The organism is Acidovorax sp. GW821-FHT10A04 (assembly GCF_059415825.1).
In genome coordinates this window covers 53,947-68,449 of sequence record NZ_JBWKNZ010000019.1, presented here as the reverse complement: position 1 = coordinate 68,449, position 14,503 = coordinate 53,947, and the positions used below count along the sequence as shown (strand labels likewise).

Below are 14,503 nucleotides of genomic sequence, written 5' to 3'. Positions count from 1 at the left end.
CTGCCTGGTGCCCAGGAAGCCGGGAATCTACCGGAGCAGCATGAACCAGAGCAGCGGCCCCAGGATGAGGGCGCAGGAGCCGCTGAGGACGGCTTCGGCTTTCGGGGTGAAGCGCCCCGAGGTCTGGGCGACCTGCTGGACCAGCCAGCCTACACCGCTGCTCAATGCAAGCAGGTAGGCCAGGTTCAGCACGCCGACCAAGGCCACGGAAGCCCGTGGCATGTCCATCGCCGCAAAGGCAATGGCTGGAACGAAACAGATGGCCACCACGATCCAACGCATGGTTTCCCCCTTTTTGAACGCGCTTCATTGTCGCTACCGCTGGGGCGTCTGACCATCACCGATTCGGGGGATGGGGCGCACCGGCGGGACCGACAGGCCTGTGCCCCGGCCTGCCGACAAATGGGTACATTTCCCAGGGGCCCGAATCCTGCCAACCAGGAAATCCCGCCGGCGGTGCCGATACCAACAAGGACAAAGAGGGAATGTTGAAAAGCAAGTTCATGCGCTGGATCTGCCTGTTGCCAGCCGCCTTCGCGGCCGCGTTTGTGGCGCAGCGCCTGACAAAGTTCATCAGTGCCTGGCAGATGGGCCACGGCATGCTTGGCACGCTGCTCATCGAGCTGGGGTCCGGCGCGATGCTGGGTGCGGTGTTCGTGCTGGCCGGGGTGGCGATGGCGCCTTCGCACCGCCGGCAGGTGGCGATGGCGCTTTTCACCATCGTGGCCATCGTCTTCGGGATCACCGTTTTCACCGCGCTCCTGTTCGAGGGGGAGCTGTGGGTGTATGCGAACGGGACGGCCATGCTTGTGGGGGCGCTGGTGGTGGCGTACCCGCGGATTGCGGCCTCCGGCGCTGCGCGCAGGGCGTGAACCACGCGGGTGTTGTGTGCCAGGTTGACAAGAAAATGCTTGCCAGTCGGCTGCAGGAGGCGCAAGGTATCGGTGTTGAAGGATCTCCCCCAAGTCTGCGCGGGGCCAAAAATCCATAAAAAATGATTGGTGCAGACGGCCAGTGAAGGTTGGCTGGCAAGGAAGGGTCTGGGGCAAATCACGCTGCAGACCGGCGTTGGCCGGCGGATTGCGCGCATGCGCGCCCAACACAGGGAGAACCTCGCGATGAATTTCCTGCAAAGTCTGACCATCAAGACGCGCCTGGCCATCGGCTACGCCGTCCTCGCATTCGCCCTTGTCCTGGTGGCGATCATGGGCATACGCGGGCAGTCGCTCACCCAGCAGAACCTGGAGGTCCAGGTCAACCACCTGGAGGTGATCAAGGGCCTGGGCAACAGCGTGCTCGATGCTGCCAATGCCAGGGCCGTGTCGGCGCGCAACCTGGTGATCGCCAGTTCCAAGCCCGATGAGGTTGCAGAGATCAAGCTGATCGGCACGGCCCATGAGGCCGTGGGCAAGGGGCTCAAGAACCTGGAGGAGGCCTTGAAGAAGGCGCCGCCCGAGGCGGCCGAGCCGCTGCAAAAGCTGCTGGCCCAGATCAAGGAAACCGAGGCGGCCTATGGCCCCATCGCCCTGGAGATCACCCGCCTGGCGAGTGTGGGCGAGAAGGACACGGCGATCAAGAAAATCAATGCCGAATGCCGGCCGCTGCTGACCCGGCTGGTGGGCAACCTCGACGCCTTCCTGGCAGAGACCGACAAGATCAGCCAGCAGGCCATCGAGCGCTCGATGCGCCAGTTCGAATCCCTGCGCATGCAGCTCATCGTGCTGAGCGTGGCCGTGGTCCTCTTTGCGGTGGTGCTCGGCTACCTCACCACGCGCTCCATCATCGGGCCACTGGGTGAGGCCGGCGCCGCGACCCAGGAGTTTGCCCAGGGCAACCTGGCGCGTCCGCTGGTGGCCCGGGGTAATGACGAGATCGCCTCGCTCGTCGCCGCCATGGAGGACATGCGCCAGAGCCTCTCGGGCCTGGTGGCCGGTGTGCGCGAGGGGTCGATGAGCGTGTCTACCGCCAGTTCGGAGATCGCCCAGGGCAACCAGAACCTGTCCACCCGCACCGAGCAGCAGGCCAGCGCCCTGCAGCAGACGGCCGCCTCGATGGAGGAGCTGGGCTCCACCGTCCGGCAGAACGCGGACAACGCCGTCAACGCCAACAAGCTGGCGCATTCGGCCTCCACCATCGCGCAGCAGGGCGGCGAGGTGGTGGCCCAGGTGGTGGAGACCATGAAGGGCATCAACGATTCGAGCCGCAAGATCAACGACATCATCAGCGTGATCGACGGCATCGCCTTCCAGACCAACATCCTGGCGCTGAATGCCGCCGTGGAGGCCGCCCGCGCGGGCGACCAGGGGCGCGGCTTTGCGGTGGTGGCCGGCGAGGTGCGCACCCTGGCCCAGCGCAGCGCCCAGGCGGCCAAGGAGATCAAGCAGCTCATCACCGAGAGCGTGGGCCGCGTGGAGCATGGCACGGCCCTGGTGGACAAGGCCGGCACCACCATGGGCGAGGTGGTGGCCAGTATCGGCAGCGTGACGCGCCTCATGGGCGAGATCAGCGCCGCGAGCTCGGAGCAGAGCTCGGGCGTGTCGCAGGTCGGCGAGGCCGTCACGCTGATGGACCAGGCCACGCAGCAGAATGCGGCGCTGGTGGAAGAGATGGCGGCCGCTGCATCCAGCCTGCGCACCCAGGCCGACGACCTGGTGAAGTCGGTCTCGGTGTTCAAGATCGACGGCAGCGGGCAGCAGCCGCAACTGCTGCTGCACTGACATCGGTGCGATGCCGGGGCCGTGCTGTTCGGCCTGGGCGGCACCGACCCTGCAGACCCTGTCGCCCTGCCCGCCAAGGTGAGGCGGGTCGTGGCCATCTGCACGCTGGCCGCGGCAGCCGAGCTGCTGCGCCAGACATGCGCCTACCAGAAGTACCTGTACGTGGACATCCGCAATGGCGTGGCCATCACCGACTGCTGGGATGGCATCACCGGCGACGTCGCGCACCCCAGCCAGGCCTACAGCATCCAGATCTTCACCCACGTTGCGCGCACCATTGCGGGGATCTGGTGCGGCGTGCGGGCCCTGGATCAACCGCCCGCGCCATGCATCTCCTGCAGGCGGCGCTTCTCGGCATCGTCCATGCCCAGGAACTCGCCCTGCACCTGCTCCCGGGTCTTGGCTGGGGCCGTCCTGGGTTCGGGCAGTGCGATGCCGCGCGAGAGCAGGACCAAGGTGCCGTCCTGGCGCGCGGCCTCGATCTCGCCGAGCACTTCGCTGCGCTGGCGGCTGCTGGCCGGCTGGTGGTCGGGGTGCTGGGTGTAGCCGATCTCGCCGCCGGCAGCGTGGTACACGGCCGAGGCCTGAACGGGGGCGGTGATGGCCAGTGCGGCCAGCGACAGGAAGAGGGCGTTGCGTGCGGTGGTCATGGTCATGGGTTGGGTCCTTTCGGTGGGTTGCTTGGGTGGATGGATGGCCTCACTGTAGGAAGCCGCCACCGTCCAAACCCCCACGCGCAGATGACGAATTTGTAATCTGCGCCCGGGCCCGGTTCTTCGACAATCCGGGCATGAAAATTCTGCTCATCGAGGACGAGGTCAAGCTCGCGCAGTACCTGCGCAAGGGGCTCACCGAGGCGGGCCATGTGGTCGACGTCGCGCACGATGGCGTCGATGGCCTGCACCTGGCGCTGGAGGGCGACCATGCGGTGCTGGTGCTGGATGTGATGCTCCCGGGCATCGACGGCCTGAGCCTGCTGGCCGCGCTGCGCAAGACGCGCCAGACCCCCGTGCTCATGCTGACCGCCCGCGTCGGCGTGGACGACCGCGTGCGCGGCCTGCAGACCGGGGCGGACGACTACCTGGTCAAGCCCTTCGCGTTCTCGGAGCTGGTGGCGCGCATCGAGGCCATCACGCGGCGCGGCCCGGCCGGCGTGCCAGCGGCCCAGGCCCAGGCCCTGCTGCAACTGGCCGACCTGGAGCTCGACCTGCTGCGCCGCAAGGCCACGCGTGCCGGCCAGCGGCTGGACCTGACAGCGCAGGAGTTCCTCCTGCTCACGCTGTTTATGCGGCGCCAGGGCGAGGTGCTGTCGCGCACCGAGATCGCCTCGCAGGTCTGGGACATGAACTTCGACAGCGAGACCAACGTGGTCGAGGTGGCCGTGCGCAGGCTGCGCAGCAAGATGGACGTGCCGTTCCCGGCACCGCTGCTGCACACCATCCGCGGCATGGGCTATGTGCTGGAGGCGCGCGCGCCATGACGCATGGCGCGCTGGTGCTGCTGCCGCCGCGCTCGCTGCGCAGCCGGCTGTCGTGGTGGCTGGCGGTGCAGAGCCTGGCCGGGCTGGGCGCCGTGTGCCTGGTGGTCTACCTGGTCACGGCGGCGGGCTTCGGGGCGCGGCAGGACGATGCGCTGCGGCAGAAAGAGGGCATCCTGCGGCACCTGCTGGCCGGCGAAGAAGGGCACCCCGGTGCCACGGCCCAGGGCCGCCATGCGCTCGACGATTTTCTGGCCGGGCACGAGAACTTCCGCCTGCAGGTCACCACCGCCGATGGACAGCGGATGTACCCCACCGCGCCCGGCGCGGCCCCGTTCGCCGCCTCGCGCGAGCTGCGCTTCGAGGTGGCGCGCGCAGCCGGGGCCCCGCTGCAGGTGTTGCTGCGCATCGACGTGCAGCCCGACCAGGCACTGCTGCACCGCCTGGCCATCACGCTCGCGCTGGCAGCGCTGGCCGGCACCGTGGTGGTGTCCCTCGGCGGCTTCGTGCTGGTGCACCTGGGCCTGGCGCCCGTGCGCCAGATGGCGGCGCAGACGCGGGAGCTCTCGGCCCGTACGCTGCACCAGCGGCTCGACGGCACCGGCCAGCCGGCCGAGCTGCAGCCGCTGGTCGGGCAGTTCAACGCGCTGCTGGGCCGGCTGGAGAAGGCCTATGCCCAGATGGAAGGCTTCAACGCCGATGTGGCGCACGAGCTGTGCACGCCACTGGCCACGCTGCTGGCCAACAACGAGCTGGCGCTGCGCTCGCTGGGGCGGGGCGGCCGGGAGGCGAGCGAGGCGGGTGAGGTGGCCGAGGTGCTGTCCTCCAACCTCGAGGAGCTGCAGCGCCTCACCGGCATCGTGAGCGACATGCTGTTCCTGTCGCAGGCCGACCGGGGCGCACGCGCGCGCCGCGCGCCGGTGGCCAGCCTCGCGGCCGTCGCCGCGCAGGTGGCCGACTACCACGAGGCGGCGCTGCAGGAGGCGGGGCTCGCGCTGCAGGTCGTGGGCGATGCCGCGGGCGACTTCGACGTGCCGCTGCTGCACCGCGCCCTGTCCAACCTGATCGGCAATGCCACGCGCTACGCGCTGCACGGCAGCATGGTGCGCGTCTGCATAGCGCGCTTGCCCGATGGCGCAGTGGAACTGGTGGTGGAGAACCTGGGGCCCAGGGTCGAGCCCGAGGTGCTGGCGCGCCTGTTCGACCGCTTCTACCGCGCCGACCCTGCGCGCAGCCACAGCCAGGCCAACCATGGCCTGGGCCTGGCCATCACCGACGCGATCGCGCGCATGCATGGTGGGCGCACGCTGGCCACGTCGGTGGGGGGCCTCACGCGCATCGGGATGGTGCTGCCGTTGGCGTGTGTCACTGGCTCGCCGTAATGCCCCCATCGATGTACAGCACCTGCCCGGTGACGAACGAGGCCGCGGGGCTGGTGAAGAACACGGCCGCGCCGGCCACGTCCTTGGGGTCGGCCACGCGGCCCAGGGGGATGCGGCCCAGCACCTGGGCGCGGGTTTCGGGGTTCTCCAGCCAGTGGCGGGCCATCTCGGTGCGCACCACGGTGGGGGCGATGCCGTTGACCGTGATGGCGTGCGGCGCCAGTTCGCTCGCATGCTGGCGTATCAGCAGGGTGAGGGCACCCTTGCTCGCGCAGTAGGCCGAATAGCCCCGGCCGCGCAGCCCCAGTTGCGCGCGCACCGACAGCAGATGCACCTGGCTGCCACCCTGGCCGCCCGCGATCTGATGGCGCGCCGTGGCCTGGGCGAGGAACATGGCGGACTTGAGGTTCACCTGCATCACCTCGTCGAAGGCCTCCTCGGTGACTTCCAGCAGCGATTCCTCGCGCTGCATGCCCACGCAGTTGGCGAGGATGTCCAGCCGCCCGAAGTGCGTGGCCACGGCGTCCACGCTCTCGCGGATGTCCTGCACGGAGTGCGCGTCCATGGCCAGGCCCAGGGCCTGGTGGCCTGCGGCCTGCAGCTCGCTGGCCAGTGCCTGCGCGCGCGCGGCATCGCGGCCCGAGATGGCCACCTTCGCACCGGCCAGGGCCAGCGCCCAGGCGATGGCCTCGCCGATGCCGCCGTAGCCGCCCGGCACATAGGCCACCTTGCCGGCCAGGTCGAACAGGCCCGAAAGCTCTTGCGTGAAGGCGATGCGCGGCGTGATGCCCTGGTCCGCCGTGTCGTTGGCTGCCATGCGTCAGTCCATCAGCAGGCCACCGTTGAGATCGACGATCTCCCCGGTGATGAAGCCGGCCAGCGGCGATGCGAGGAAGCGCACCACGTGGGCGAACTCCTCGGGCTCGCAAAAGCGCCCCACGGGGATGTCGCGCAGCAGCTTCTGGCGTTGCTCCTCGTCGAGCTGCTCGGTGATCATGGGCGTCTTCACGTAGGCGGGAGAAATGCCGTTGGCCGTGACGCCGAAGGACGCCAGCTCGCGCGCGAGTGAAAACGTCAGCGAGGTCATGGCCCCCTTCGACACCGAGTACGCCGTGCCCGCCGTGAGCCCGCCGGTCTTGGCGGCCAGCGAGCAGGTGTTGATGATGCGGCCGAAGCGCTGCGCCTTCATGGCGGGCACCACGCACTGCGCCAGGTAGAAGGCGCCATCGAGGTTGGCGCCCAGCACATGGCGCCACTCGGCGGGGCTGGTGGCCTCGGCCTTGTTGTTGGAGAGCACGCCAGCGTTGTTGAGCAGGATGTCCACCGGCCCCAGCGCGCGTTCGATGGCGGCATGGCCGGCCTGCACGGCGGCCGCATCGCTGATGTCGAAGGCGAAGGGCAGGGCGCGCGGGCCCAGCGCGGTGGCCAGCTCGGCCGTGCGTTTCTCGTTCACGTCCACCAGGGCCACCTTGCAGCCGTCTTCGAGCAGCACCTTCACGGCCGCCAGGCCCATGGTGCCCGCGGCACCGGTGACGATGGCCACCTTGTCTTTCAGGGGTTCAGACATCCAGCACACTCTTCTTTCCGAACAGGCCACGGGAGCGGAAGGTCACCACGGCAATGAACAACAGGTACATGGACATCAGCGACCACTCCGAAGCATACGCCCCGGTCAGCCCCACGACCATGCCCACCATGAGGCCGGCGATCACGGCCCCCCAGAGCGAGCCCACGCCGCCCAGCACGATGATCAGGAAGGCGGGCACCACCGCGTCCACCCCGACGTGCGGGCGGATGCCCCAGATGGGCGCCATCACCACCCCGGCAATCGCCGCCAGGCCCACGCCGATGCCGAACACCAGGAGCCGCAGGCGCTTGAGGTTGATGCCCAGCGCGCGCACCATCTCGCTGTCGTGCGCGCCGGCCTTGATGATGGCGCCGTAGGGCGTGCGCTCCAGAAACAGCCACAGCGCCAGGATCATCAGCACCGCGAAGCCGCTGGCGAAGAAGCGGTACTTCGAGTAGATCAGGTCGCCGAGCAGGAAGGCGCCCGAGATCGCGGCGGGCAGGGCCAACTGCTTCTCGTTGGAGCCCCACACCAGGCGGATGGTCTCCTCGATCACCAGCGCCGCGCCAAAGGTCAGCAGCAGCCCATACAGCGGGTCGCGCCCGTAGGTGCGGCGCATGCACAGCTCCAGCAGCATGCCGAACAGGCCCACGAACACCGGCGCCAGCAGCAGCGCCACCAGGTAGCGCGTCTCGATCGGCAGGGCCATGTACCAGGCCTGCAGGCCCGGGAACCAGCCCAGCTGGGGCGAAACGAAGAACAGCGCCACGTACATGCCCAAAGCGAACAGCGAGCCGTGCGCCAGGTTGATGGTCTCCATGACCCCGACGATGAGCATGAAGCCCAGCGCGATCAGCGCGAACAGCAGCCCCAGCGAGATGCCGTTGACCAGGTGCGGCAGCAATTGAAAAAGCCAGTCCATGGAGGTCCTAGGGTTCGTAGGTGGGAGTCGCTGCGTACGACTCGAGTTGGCAGGTGCGCAGGCTGTCGCGGTCTTGCACTTCCTCGGGCCGCTGCTGGCCCAGGATGCGGAAGGTGTCGTCCGGTTCGCGCGGCTGGGTGTTGTAGGCGGCCATGTAGATGGTCTGCTGCAGCTGGTGCGTTGCGGGGTTCATCCAGGCGTCGTAGTGCTGCATGCGCTGCGCCGCGGGGATGCGCAGCGCCTCCAGCTCCTTGATGAGCCGGATGTTGTTCGTGCCGCCCACCCGCTCGATGGACCGCAGCAGCTCGCGCGTGGCCATGTAGCCGTTGTAGAAGACATTGCCCGGCTTGCGGATGCGGTAGCCGGGGTTGGCCTTCTCGTAGCGGGCGTTGAAGTCGGCGATGCCGGCCAGGCGCATGCCCCAGTACCAGGTGGTGCCGAAGATGCCGAACAGCGCCTCGGGCCCCGCGCTGTACACGTCGGGCCAGTCCTGCTGGTTGTTGATCCAGCCGAAGGCGCGGTCCATGCGGGCGCTGCGAACCTGCTCGCGCAGGGCCTTGACATCGTCGCCGCCCACGGCAGTCGCGATCACGCCGGGCTTGACCTGGCGGATGCGCTCCAGCTGGGCCGAGAAATCACGCGTGTTCTGGGGCACGACCAGCTCTTGCACGATGGTGCCGCCGTTGCCTTCGACGATGGCGCGGATGCCCTTGGCGGTGTTGTGGCCCCAGGCATAGTCGCTGGTGATCAGCGCCCACTCGCGGCCAAAGCCGGTCATGGCGCCGCGCACGATGGAGGTGGAGAAGTTGGTGCCGTTGCCGTCCCAGACGAACTTGGTGCGGTGGCAGTCCTTGCCGGCCTCGGTGGGCGAACTCGAATTGGTGTTGAAGTAGATGCAGCCGTGCTGCTGGGCCACGGTCGAGATCGCGCTGGCAGCACCGGAATGCACGGCACCGATGAGGAAGGCGCACTCCTGTTGCGCGACCATGTGGCGGGCCACGGCCGCGGCCTTCGCGGCGTCGCCGCCGGTGTCGGCATGCACCGTCTCGATGCGGCGGCCCAGCACGCCGCCGCGCTCGTTGGCCTCGTGCACCGCCATCAGGATGCCGCGCTGCTCGTCCTGCCCGCTGGCTCCGTACTGGCCGGTGTCGTCGGTGGTCAGGCCGAGCAGGAGCGGCTTCTTGCCGCGCGCCTGGGCCCAGGCGTGGTGGGCCTGCCACGGCCCCATGGCGCCGAGCACGGCCGCTGCCGCGCCGCGGACCAGCCGCCGCCGGGTGATGCTGCTACTGCTGCTCATGGCGTGCGGACTCAGGCCTCGTAGCTGGGTGTGGCCTCGTAGCTCTCGAGCTTGCAGGCGCCGGCCGCATCCTTGTCCACCACCTCCTGGGGTTCGATCTGCGAGAGGATCTTGAAGATGTCGTCCTTCTCGGCCGGCTGGTCGTTGTAGCTGGCCATGTAGATGGTCTGCTGGCACTGGTGCGTCACCGGGTCCATCCAGGCGTCGAAGTGCTGCAGCCGGTCGGCAGCCGCCATCTTGCGGCCCTCGAGCTTCTTGATGATGGCGATGTTGTTGGTGGTGCCGGCCTCTTCCACGCAGCGCAACAGCTCGCGCGTGGCCATGTAGGCGTTGTGGTACACGTTGCCCGGCACGCGGATGGCCATGCCCGGGAACTGCTTCTGGTAGGCAGCCACGAACTCGCGCACGCCTGGCAGGTTCAGTCGGTAGTACCAGGTGGTGCCGAACACGCCGAAGATCGCATCCGGCCCCAGGCCGTACACGTCGGGCCAGTCCTGCTGGTTGTTGATCCAGGCCATGCTGGTGTTCATCTTCAGCTGCACCACCTGCTGGCGCAGCGCCTTGATGTCGTCGCCGCCCACGGCGGTGGCCACCACCTGGGGCTTGAGCTGCTGCAGCTTGAGCAGGTAGGCCGAGAAGTCGCGCGTGTTCTGCGGCACCATCAGCTCTTCGATGATGCGCCCGCCGTTGGCCTCCACCGCGGCGCGTGTGGCCTTGGCCGTGCTGTGGCCCCAGACGTAGTCGTTGGTCAGCAGCACCCAGTTGCGGCCGCTGGCCTTGATGGCGTTCTTGACGATGGCGTTCGAGAAATTGGTGCCGTTGCCGTCCCACACGAACTTGGTGCGGTGGCAGTCCTTGCCGGCCTCGGTGGGCGAGCTCGAATTGGTGTTGAGGAACACCGTGCCGTACTTCTGCGCCACCTGCGAGATGGCGTTGGACACGCCCGAGTGCACCGCGCCGATGAGGAAGGCCGCGTCGTTGCGCGTGATCATGCGCTCGGCGATGCGCGAGCCCGTGGCGGGCGTGGTTTCGGTGTCCATGTGGATGGCCTCGATGCGCCGGCCCAGCACGCCGCCCCGGTCGTTGAACTCCTTGATGGCCATCATCGCGCCCAGCCGCTCCTCGCCGCCCGAGGCCGCGTACAGGCCCGAGGCGTCCATCGTCAGGCCGATGACCAGCGGCTTCTTCTGCGCCGTCTGCGCCCAGGCGTGGTGGTGCTTCCATGGCCCGTAGAAGGGGGCCGCGCCGTACAGACCGGCCCCCGCGAGGGCCAGGGCCGACTGCTTGAGCAGCGAGCGGCGCGATGAAATGCTGTCCTTGGAATCGCTCATGGTTGTCTCCTTCGGGTGGCGGGTGCCTGTTGTGTGTCTTGCGGGGATCGAATCAGCGGGGAACGATGGCCACGGCGTTGGCCTGCTCCTGGGCCTCGAACAGCGAGGCGATCAGCTTGTCGCCGAAGCCCAGGTTCACGGCCTGCACGAAGCTCTGGTGCGCGGCCTCGCCCATGAAGCTCGCCACCGGCAGCATCTCGGCCAGGTGGGTGTAGTAGCGCAGGTCCTTGCGGGCGTTGGAGATGCCGAACTTGAAGCCGGTGACGTCGCCGTTCTGCAGCGTCTCCTTGGTCATCATCTGGAAGATGCCGCAGTTCACGCCGCCGGCCGTGACCACGCTGTAGAGCTTGTTCAGGTCCAGCCCCGACTTGGCCGCCACCGCGAAGGCCTCGGCGATGCAGGCGGCGAAGCTCATGGCCATCATGTTGTTCACGAGCTTGAGCACATGGCCGTGGCCGGGCGGGCCGACGTGGAAGATGTTCTCGCAGAAGGCCTTGAGCACTGGCTCCAGCGTGGCGAAGTCCTCGGCGTCGGCGCCCACCATGGTGTTCAGGCGGCCTTCCTCGGCCTCCTTGGGCGTGCGTGCCAGCGGTGCGTCGATGAGCTTCACGCCGCGCGCCGCCAGGTCGGCGCGGATGCGCGCGCTCGACTCGGGCTCGGCGGTGGAGGTGTCCACCACCAAGAGGCCTTCGCGTGCCGCCTCCAGCAGGCCGTCCTTGCCGTAGACGATCTCTTCGACCTGGGGCGAGCCGGTCACGCAGAGGAAGACGATGTCGCTTCGGCGGGCGCAGTCGGCATTGCTGGTGGCTTCCTTGGCACCGGCCTCCAGCAGGTCCGCCAGGTTGGCACGGTTGCGGTTGGCCTTGAAGGTCAGCGCGTAGCCCTTGGACAGCAGGTTCTTCGCCATGCCGTGGCCCATCATGCCGATGCCGATGAAGCCGATGTTCGGTGTAGTCATATGTGTGTGTTCCTTGGTCAAAAAATGGCGCTGACGGACTCGGACATGCCTGCACGGGCTTCGTCCCACAGGACGACCAGGCGGGCATAGCGGCTGGCGATGTCGTCGATCACCTGGGCATCGCTGATCTGGCCCGCGAACCAGCGGTCCGCGGCCTCGGCGAAGATCGTGCGGCCCACCGCGAAGCCCCGGCACACGGGGTGTGCGGCGGCGATGCGAAAGCTGCGCGACAGGGTTTCCTCGCTCGCCTCCAACCCCAGCATCAGCACGCCGCGGCAGTGGGCGTCGTTGCGCGCGATGGTGCGGCTGATCTCCTCCCACTCGGCATCGCTCTCGGCCGGGGGCAGCTTCCACCACTCCGGGCGCAGGCCGGCCGCGTACATCTGTTCCAGCGTGCGGCTCAGCGTGGATGCATCGCGCTGCATCTCGCGCGGCGGTATCGCCTCGATCAGGAATTCGTGCTGCGTGGCATGGCTGGCCGCTTGCAGCTCCAGCAACCGGGCGATCTGAGCCTGGCGCAGCTCCTGGGTGTCGTCGGGGTGCCAGTAGAGCAGGCACTTGGCCACATGCTCGGCGGGCCAGCTGCGCATCTCGATGGCCAGGTGCTCCCCGGCCTCGAAGGCCAGCGGGCGCGAGCCTGGCAGCTCCACCGGCCGGCCCACCCACCAGCCCTTGCCGGTGAGCGAGGGCAGCACGTCCTCGCCGAAGCGGCCATCGAGCAGCACGCCGGCACCCACGTGCGTGCCGGCGCCGTTGCGCGCGCCCTGGGCCACGAGTTGCTTGAAGGTGCGGATGCGGGCTTCGCCCTGCCCGTGGCGTGCGGCGATTTCTTCGATCTGCGAGCGGTGGTCGAATGCCAGCACCACCAGCTCGCTCCAGCGGCGCGTGCGCGTGGTGCTGCGGTGCAGGTGCTCGAGCACCGGGTCTTCGCGCAGGCGGCGCGTGGGCGAGCCGTGCTGCAGGAAGTGCTGCAGCTCTTGCCAACTGGCCATGGCCGGCGAGCAGCCGTGGCGCGAGACCACGATGGCGCCACAGGCGTTGGCCCAGGCGCAGCACAGGGACAGCGGTTCGTCCTTGAGCCAGCCGCGCAGAAAGCCGGCCATGAAGGCATCGCCCGCGCCCAGCACGTTGAACACCTCGACCGGGAAGCCAGGGCCCTTGAGTCCGTCCTCCAGGCTGTCCGGGATGGCCCGGTCGAAGGCCACGCAGCCCATGGGGCCGCGCTTGACCACGAGCAGGCCCGGGGTGAGTTCGCGCAGCCGGCGCAGCGCCTGCAAGGTGTCGGTGCTGCCCCCGGCGATGTGGATCTCTTCCTCGGTGCCCACCACCAGGTCGCAGTCGGCGATCACGCCCTGCAGGTGCGCCGTGACCTTGTCGTCCGCCACGAAGCGCTGCTCGCCCATGCCGGGGCTGGTCAGGCCCCAGAGCACGGGGCGGTAGTCGATGTCGAGCACGGTGCGCGTGCCGCGCTCGCGCGCCAGCGCAATCGCCCGGCGGCAGGCCTCGAAGGTCCTGGGCTGCGACAGGTGCGTGCCCGACAGCAGCAGCGCCGTGGCCGATGCGATAAAGTCGCCGTCCACGTCCTCGGCCGTGAGCGCCATGTCGGCGCAGTGGTCGCGGTAGAACACCAGGGGAAAGGTCTCGCGGTCCTGGATGCCCAGGAACACCAGCCCCGTGAGGCGCCGGGGGTCGGTGGTCACGTGGCTGGTGTCCACGCCTTCGGCGGCCAGGGCCTCGCGCACGAAGCGGCCGTGGTGCTCGTCCCCCACGCGGGTCAGCATGGCGGGCCTCAGGCCCAGGCGTGCCACGCCGACCGCGGTGTTGGCGGGCGAGCCGCCCAGGTACTTGCTGAAGCTCTGCATGTCTTCCAGGCGGCCACCGATCTGCTCGCCGTACAGGTCGACGGCGGCGCGGCCCATGCAGACCACGTCCAGCCGGCGGGGGGATGGATTGCTCATGTGCGGGTCTTTCGTGCAGTGCGCTGCTGGGGCGCGGTTTTTTCGGCCAGGTGGTGGCCGGTGCTCATGACCAGCGCTTGTGCCAGGCACATGGGCGCGACCAGGGAGCGAAACGGTTTGGAGGAGTCGTCCGCCAGCTCGAAGCAGACCTTGGATGGCTCCACCAGCGGCGACAGCGGCCCGTCGGTAATGGCGATCACCGCCACGCCGCGGCGGCTGCAGGTCTGCGCAGCGTGCACCACGTCGGGCGAATAGCTGCGAAAGCTCGCCACCAGCAGCACGTCGTTCTTGTCGACGGAGCGCAGGTTCTCGTCGAGCATGCCGCCGGCACCGTCCAGCAGGTGGGTCTTGAGCTCGAGCTGGCCGAGCGCATAGCTCAGGTAGCAGGCGATGGGGAAGGCGCGCCGCTGGGCCAGCACGTGCACACGGCTGGCGGCGGCCACCAGCTTCACGGCGGCGCGCAGGTCGGCCTCGCGCACGGCTTCTTCCAGGTGCCCCAGCTCGGTCATGGAGTCGCTGGTCAGCTGGTGCAGCACCCCGGCAGGGGCGCGCTGCCCCGTGACCTGCTGGCGGCGCAACTGGTCGATGCGCTCGCGGTAGGTGGCCGAGCGCTCCACCAGGTGCCCGCGGAACACCTGCTGCATGTCGGAGAAGCCCTTGTAGCCGAGCGCATTGGCAAAGCGGATCATGGCCGAGGGCTGCACCTCGGTGGCCTCGGCCAGCGCGGCCACCGTGCCCAGCGCCAGGTCCTGCGGCTTTTCTAGCGCGAAGCGCGCGATGCGCTGCAGCTGCTTGGACATGTCGGGGTAGGCGCGCGCAATCGCGTCCTTGAGCTCGTCGTAGGTGGTGGCGCTGTCCATAGATCGTCGGGTGCCTGCTGGTGGGTATCGGGAA

At 68.6% G+C, this 14,503-nt stretch carries 14 protein-coding genes; 4 read left to right on the top strand and 10 right to left on the bottom strand.

Annotated features, from left to right (window positions below; genetic code table 11):
- Positions 1 to 27 precede the first annotated feature (27 nt).
- Entirely contained in the window at positions 28 to 282 is a 255-nt protein-coding gene (locus AC07PF_RS29330) for a hypothetical protein (RefSeq protein WP_007862197.1), read from the bottom strand.
- A 203-nt stretch (positions 283 to 485) separates the two neighbouring features.
- Here AC07PF_RS29330 and AC07PF_RS29325 point away from each other — a divergent pair, with 203 nt between their 5' ends.
- Both AC07PF_RS29325 and AC07PF_RS29320 read left to right on the top strand, forming a co-directional pair.
- Positions 486 to 872, top strand: coding sequence for a hypothetical protein (locus tag AC07PF_RS29325; protein WP_007862200.1), 387 nt, complete (start codon positions 486 to 488; stop codon positions 870 to 872).
- Between the two features lie 246 nt (positions 873 to 1,118).
- Positions 1,119 to 2,717, top strand: a complete 1,599-nt coding sequence (locus tag AC07PF_RS29320; RefSeq protein WP_494614255.1) for a methyl-accepting chemotaxis protein — start codon at positions 1,119 to 1,121, stop codon at positions 2,715 to 2,717.
- 311 nt (positions 2,718 to 3,028) lie between these two features.
- Here the strand turns inward: AC07PF_RS29320 and AC07PF_RS29315 are convergent, their stop codons facing one another.
- On the bottom strand, positions 3,029 to 3,373 hold the full coding sequence (locus AC07PF_RS29315) for a DUF4148 domain-containing protein (RefSeq protein ID WP_494614254.1): 345 nt from the start codon (positions 3,371 to 3,373) through the stop codon (positions 3,029 to 3,031).
- Positions 3,374 to 3,507: 134 nt separating this feature from the next.
- Here AC07PF_RS29315 and AC07PF_RS29310 point away from each other — a divergent pair, with 134 nt between their 5' ends.
- Positions 3,508 to 4,197: a heavy metal response regulator transcription factor gene (locus AC07PF_RS29310; protein ID WP_494614253.1), complete on the top strand. Its 690-nt coding sequence runs from the start codon at positions 3,508 to 3,510 to the stop codon at positions 4,195 to 4,197.
- Complete coding sequence (locus AC07PF_RS29305; RefSeq protein ID WP_494614252.1) at positions 4,194 to 5,576, top strand: heavy metal sensor histidine kinase; 1,383 nt, start codon at positions 4,194 to 4,196, stop codon at positions 5,574 to 5,576. The genes AC07PF_RS29310 and AC07PF_RS29305 overlap by 4 nt, the downstream gene beginning before the upstream one ends.
- On the opposite strand, the gene AC07PF_RS29300 is transcribed toward AC07PF_RS29305, so the two are convergent.
- The 8 genes from AC07PF_RS29300 to AC07PF_RS29265 are packed head-to-tail and all read right to left on the bottom strand — an operon-like array spanning position 5,560 to position 14,469.
- Entirely contained in the window at positions 5,560 to 6,393 is an 834-nt protein-coding gene (locus AC07PF_RS29300) for an SDR family NAD(P)-dependent oxidoreductase (RefSeq protein WP_494614251.1), read from the bottom strand. The two genes, AC07PF_RS29305 and AC07PF_RS29300, sit on opposite strands and share 17 nt — an antisense overlap.
- Before the next feature lie 3 nt (positions 6,394 to 6,396).
- Positions 6,397 to 7,143 (bottom strand): SDR family NAD(P)-dependent oxidoreductase, encoded by a 747-nt coding sequence (locus AC07PF_RS29295; RefSeq protein WP_494614250.1) that lies wholly within the window; start codon positions 7,141 to 7,143, stop codon positions 6,397 to 6,399.
- Positions 7,136 to 8,065: a branched-chain amino acid ABC transporter permease gene (locus AC07PF_RS29290; RefSeq protein WP_007856869.1), complete on the bottom strand. Its 930-nt coding sequence runs from the start codon at positions 8,063 to 8,065 to the stop codon at positions 7,136 to 7,138. The genes AC07PF_RS29295 and AC07PF_RS29290 overlap by 8 nt, the downstream gene beginning before the upstream one ends.
- 7 nt (positions 8,066 to 8,072) lie before the next feature.
- Positions 8,073 to 9,362 carry an ABC transporter substrate-binding protein gene (locus tag AC07PF_RS29285; protein WP_494614249.1) on the bottom strand — a complete coding sequence of 430 codons (1,290 nt, stop codon included), beginning with the start codon at positions 9,360 to 9,362 and terminating at the stop codon, positions 8,073 to 8,075.
- An 11-nt stretch (positions 9,363 to 9,373) separates the two neighbouring features.
- Entirely contained in the window at positions 9,374 to 10,693 is a 1,320-nt protein-coding gene (locus tag AC07PF_RS29280; RefSeq protein ID WP_145696003.1) for an ABC transporter substrate-binding protein, read from the bottom strand.
- Positions 10,694 to 10,745: 52 nt separating this feature from the next.
- The gene (locus AC07PF_RS29275; RefSeq protein ID WP_494609683.1) at positions 10,746 to 11,651 is read right to left on the bottom strand and encodes an NAD(P)-dependent oxidoreductase; all 906 of its coding nucleotides are present in this window, start codon (positions 11,649 to 11,651) and stop codon (positions 10,746 to 10,748) included.
- Positions 11,652 to 11,668: 17 nt separating this feature from the next.
- Positions 11,669 to 13,609 (bottom strand): bifunctional 5-dehydro-2-deoxygluconokinase/5-dehydro-2-deoxyphosphogluconate aldolase, encoded by a 1,941-nt coding sequence (locus AC07PF_RS29270; RefSeq protein WP_494614248.1) that lies wholly within the window; start codon positions 13,607 to 13,609, stop codon positions 11,669 to 11,671.
- Positions 13,606 to 14,469 carry a MurR/RpiR family transcriptional regulator gene (locus AC07PF_RS29265; protein WP_145696006.1) on the bottom strand — a complete coding sequence of 288 codons (864 nt, stop codon included), beginning with the start codon at positions 14,467 to 14,469 and terminating at the stop codon, positions 13,606 to 13,608. Before AC07PF_RS29265 ends, AC07PF_RS29270 begins: the two co-directional genes overlap by 4 nt.
- Between the last annotated feature and the right edge of the window lie 34 nt (positions 14,470 to 14,503).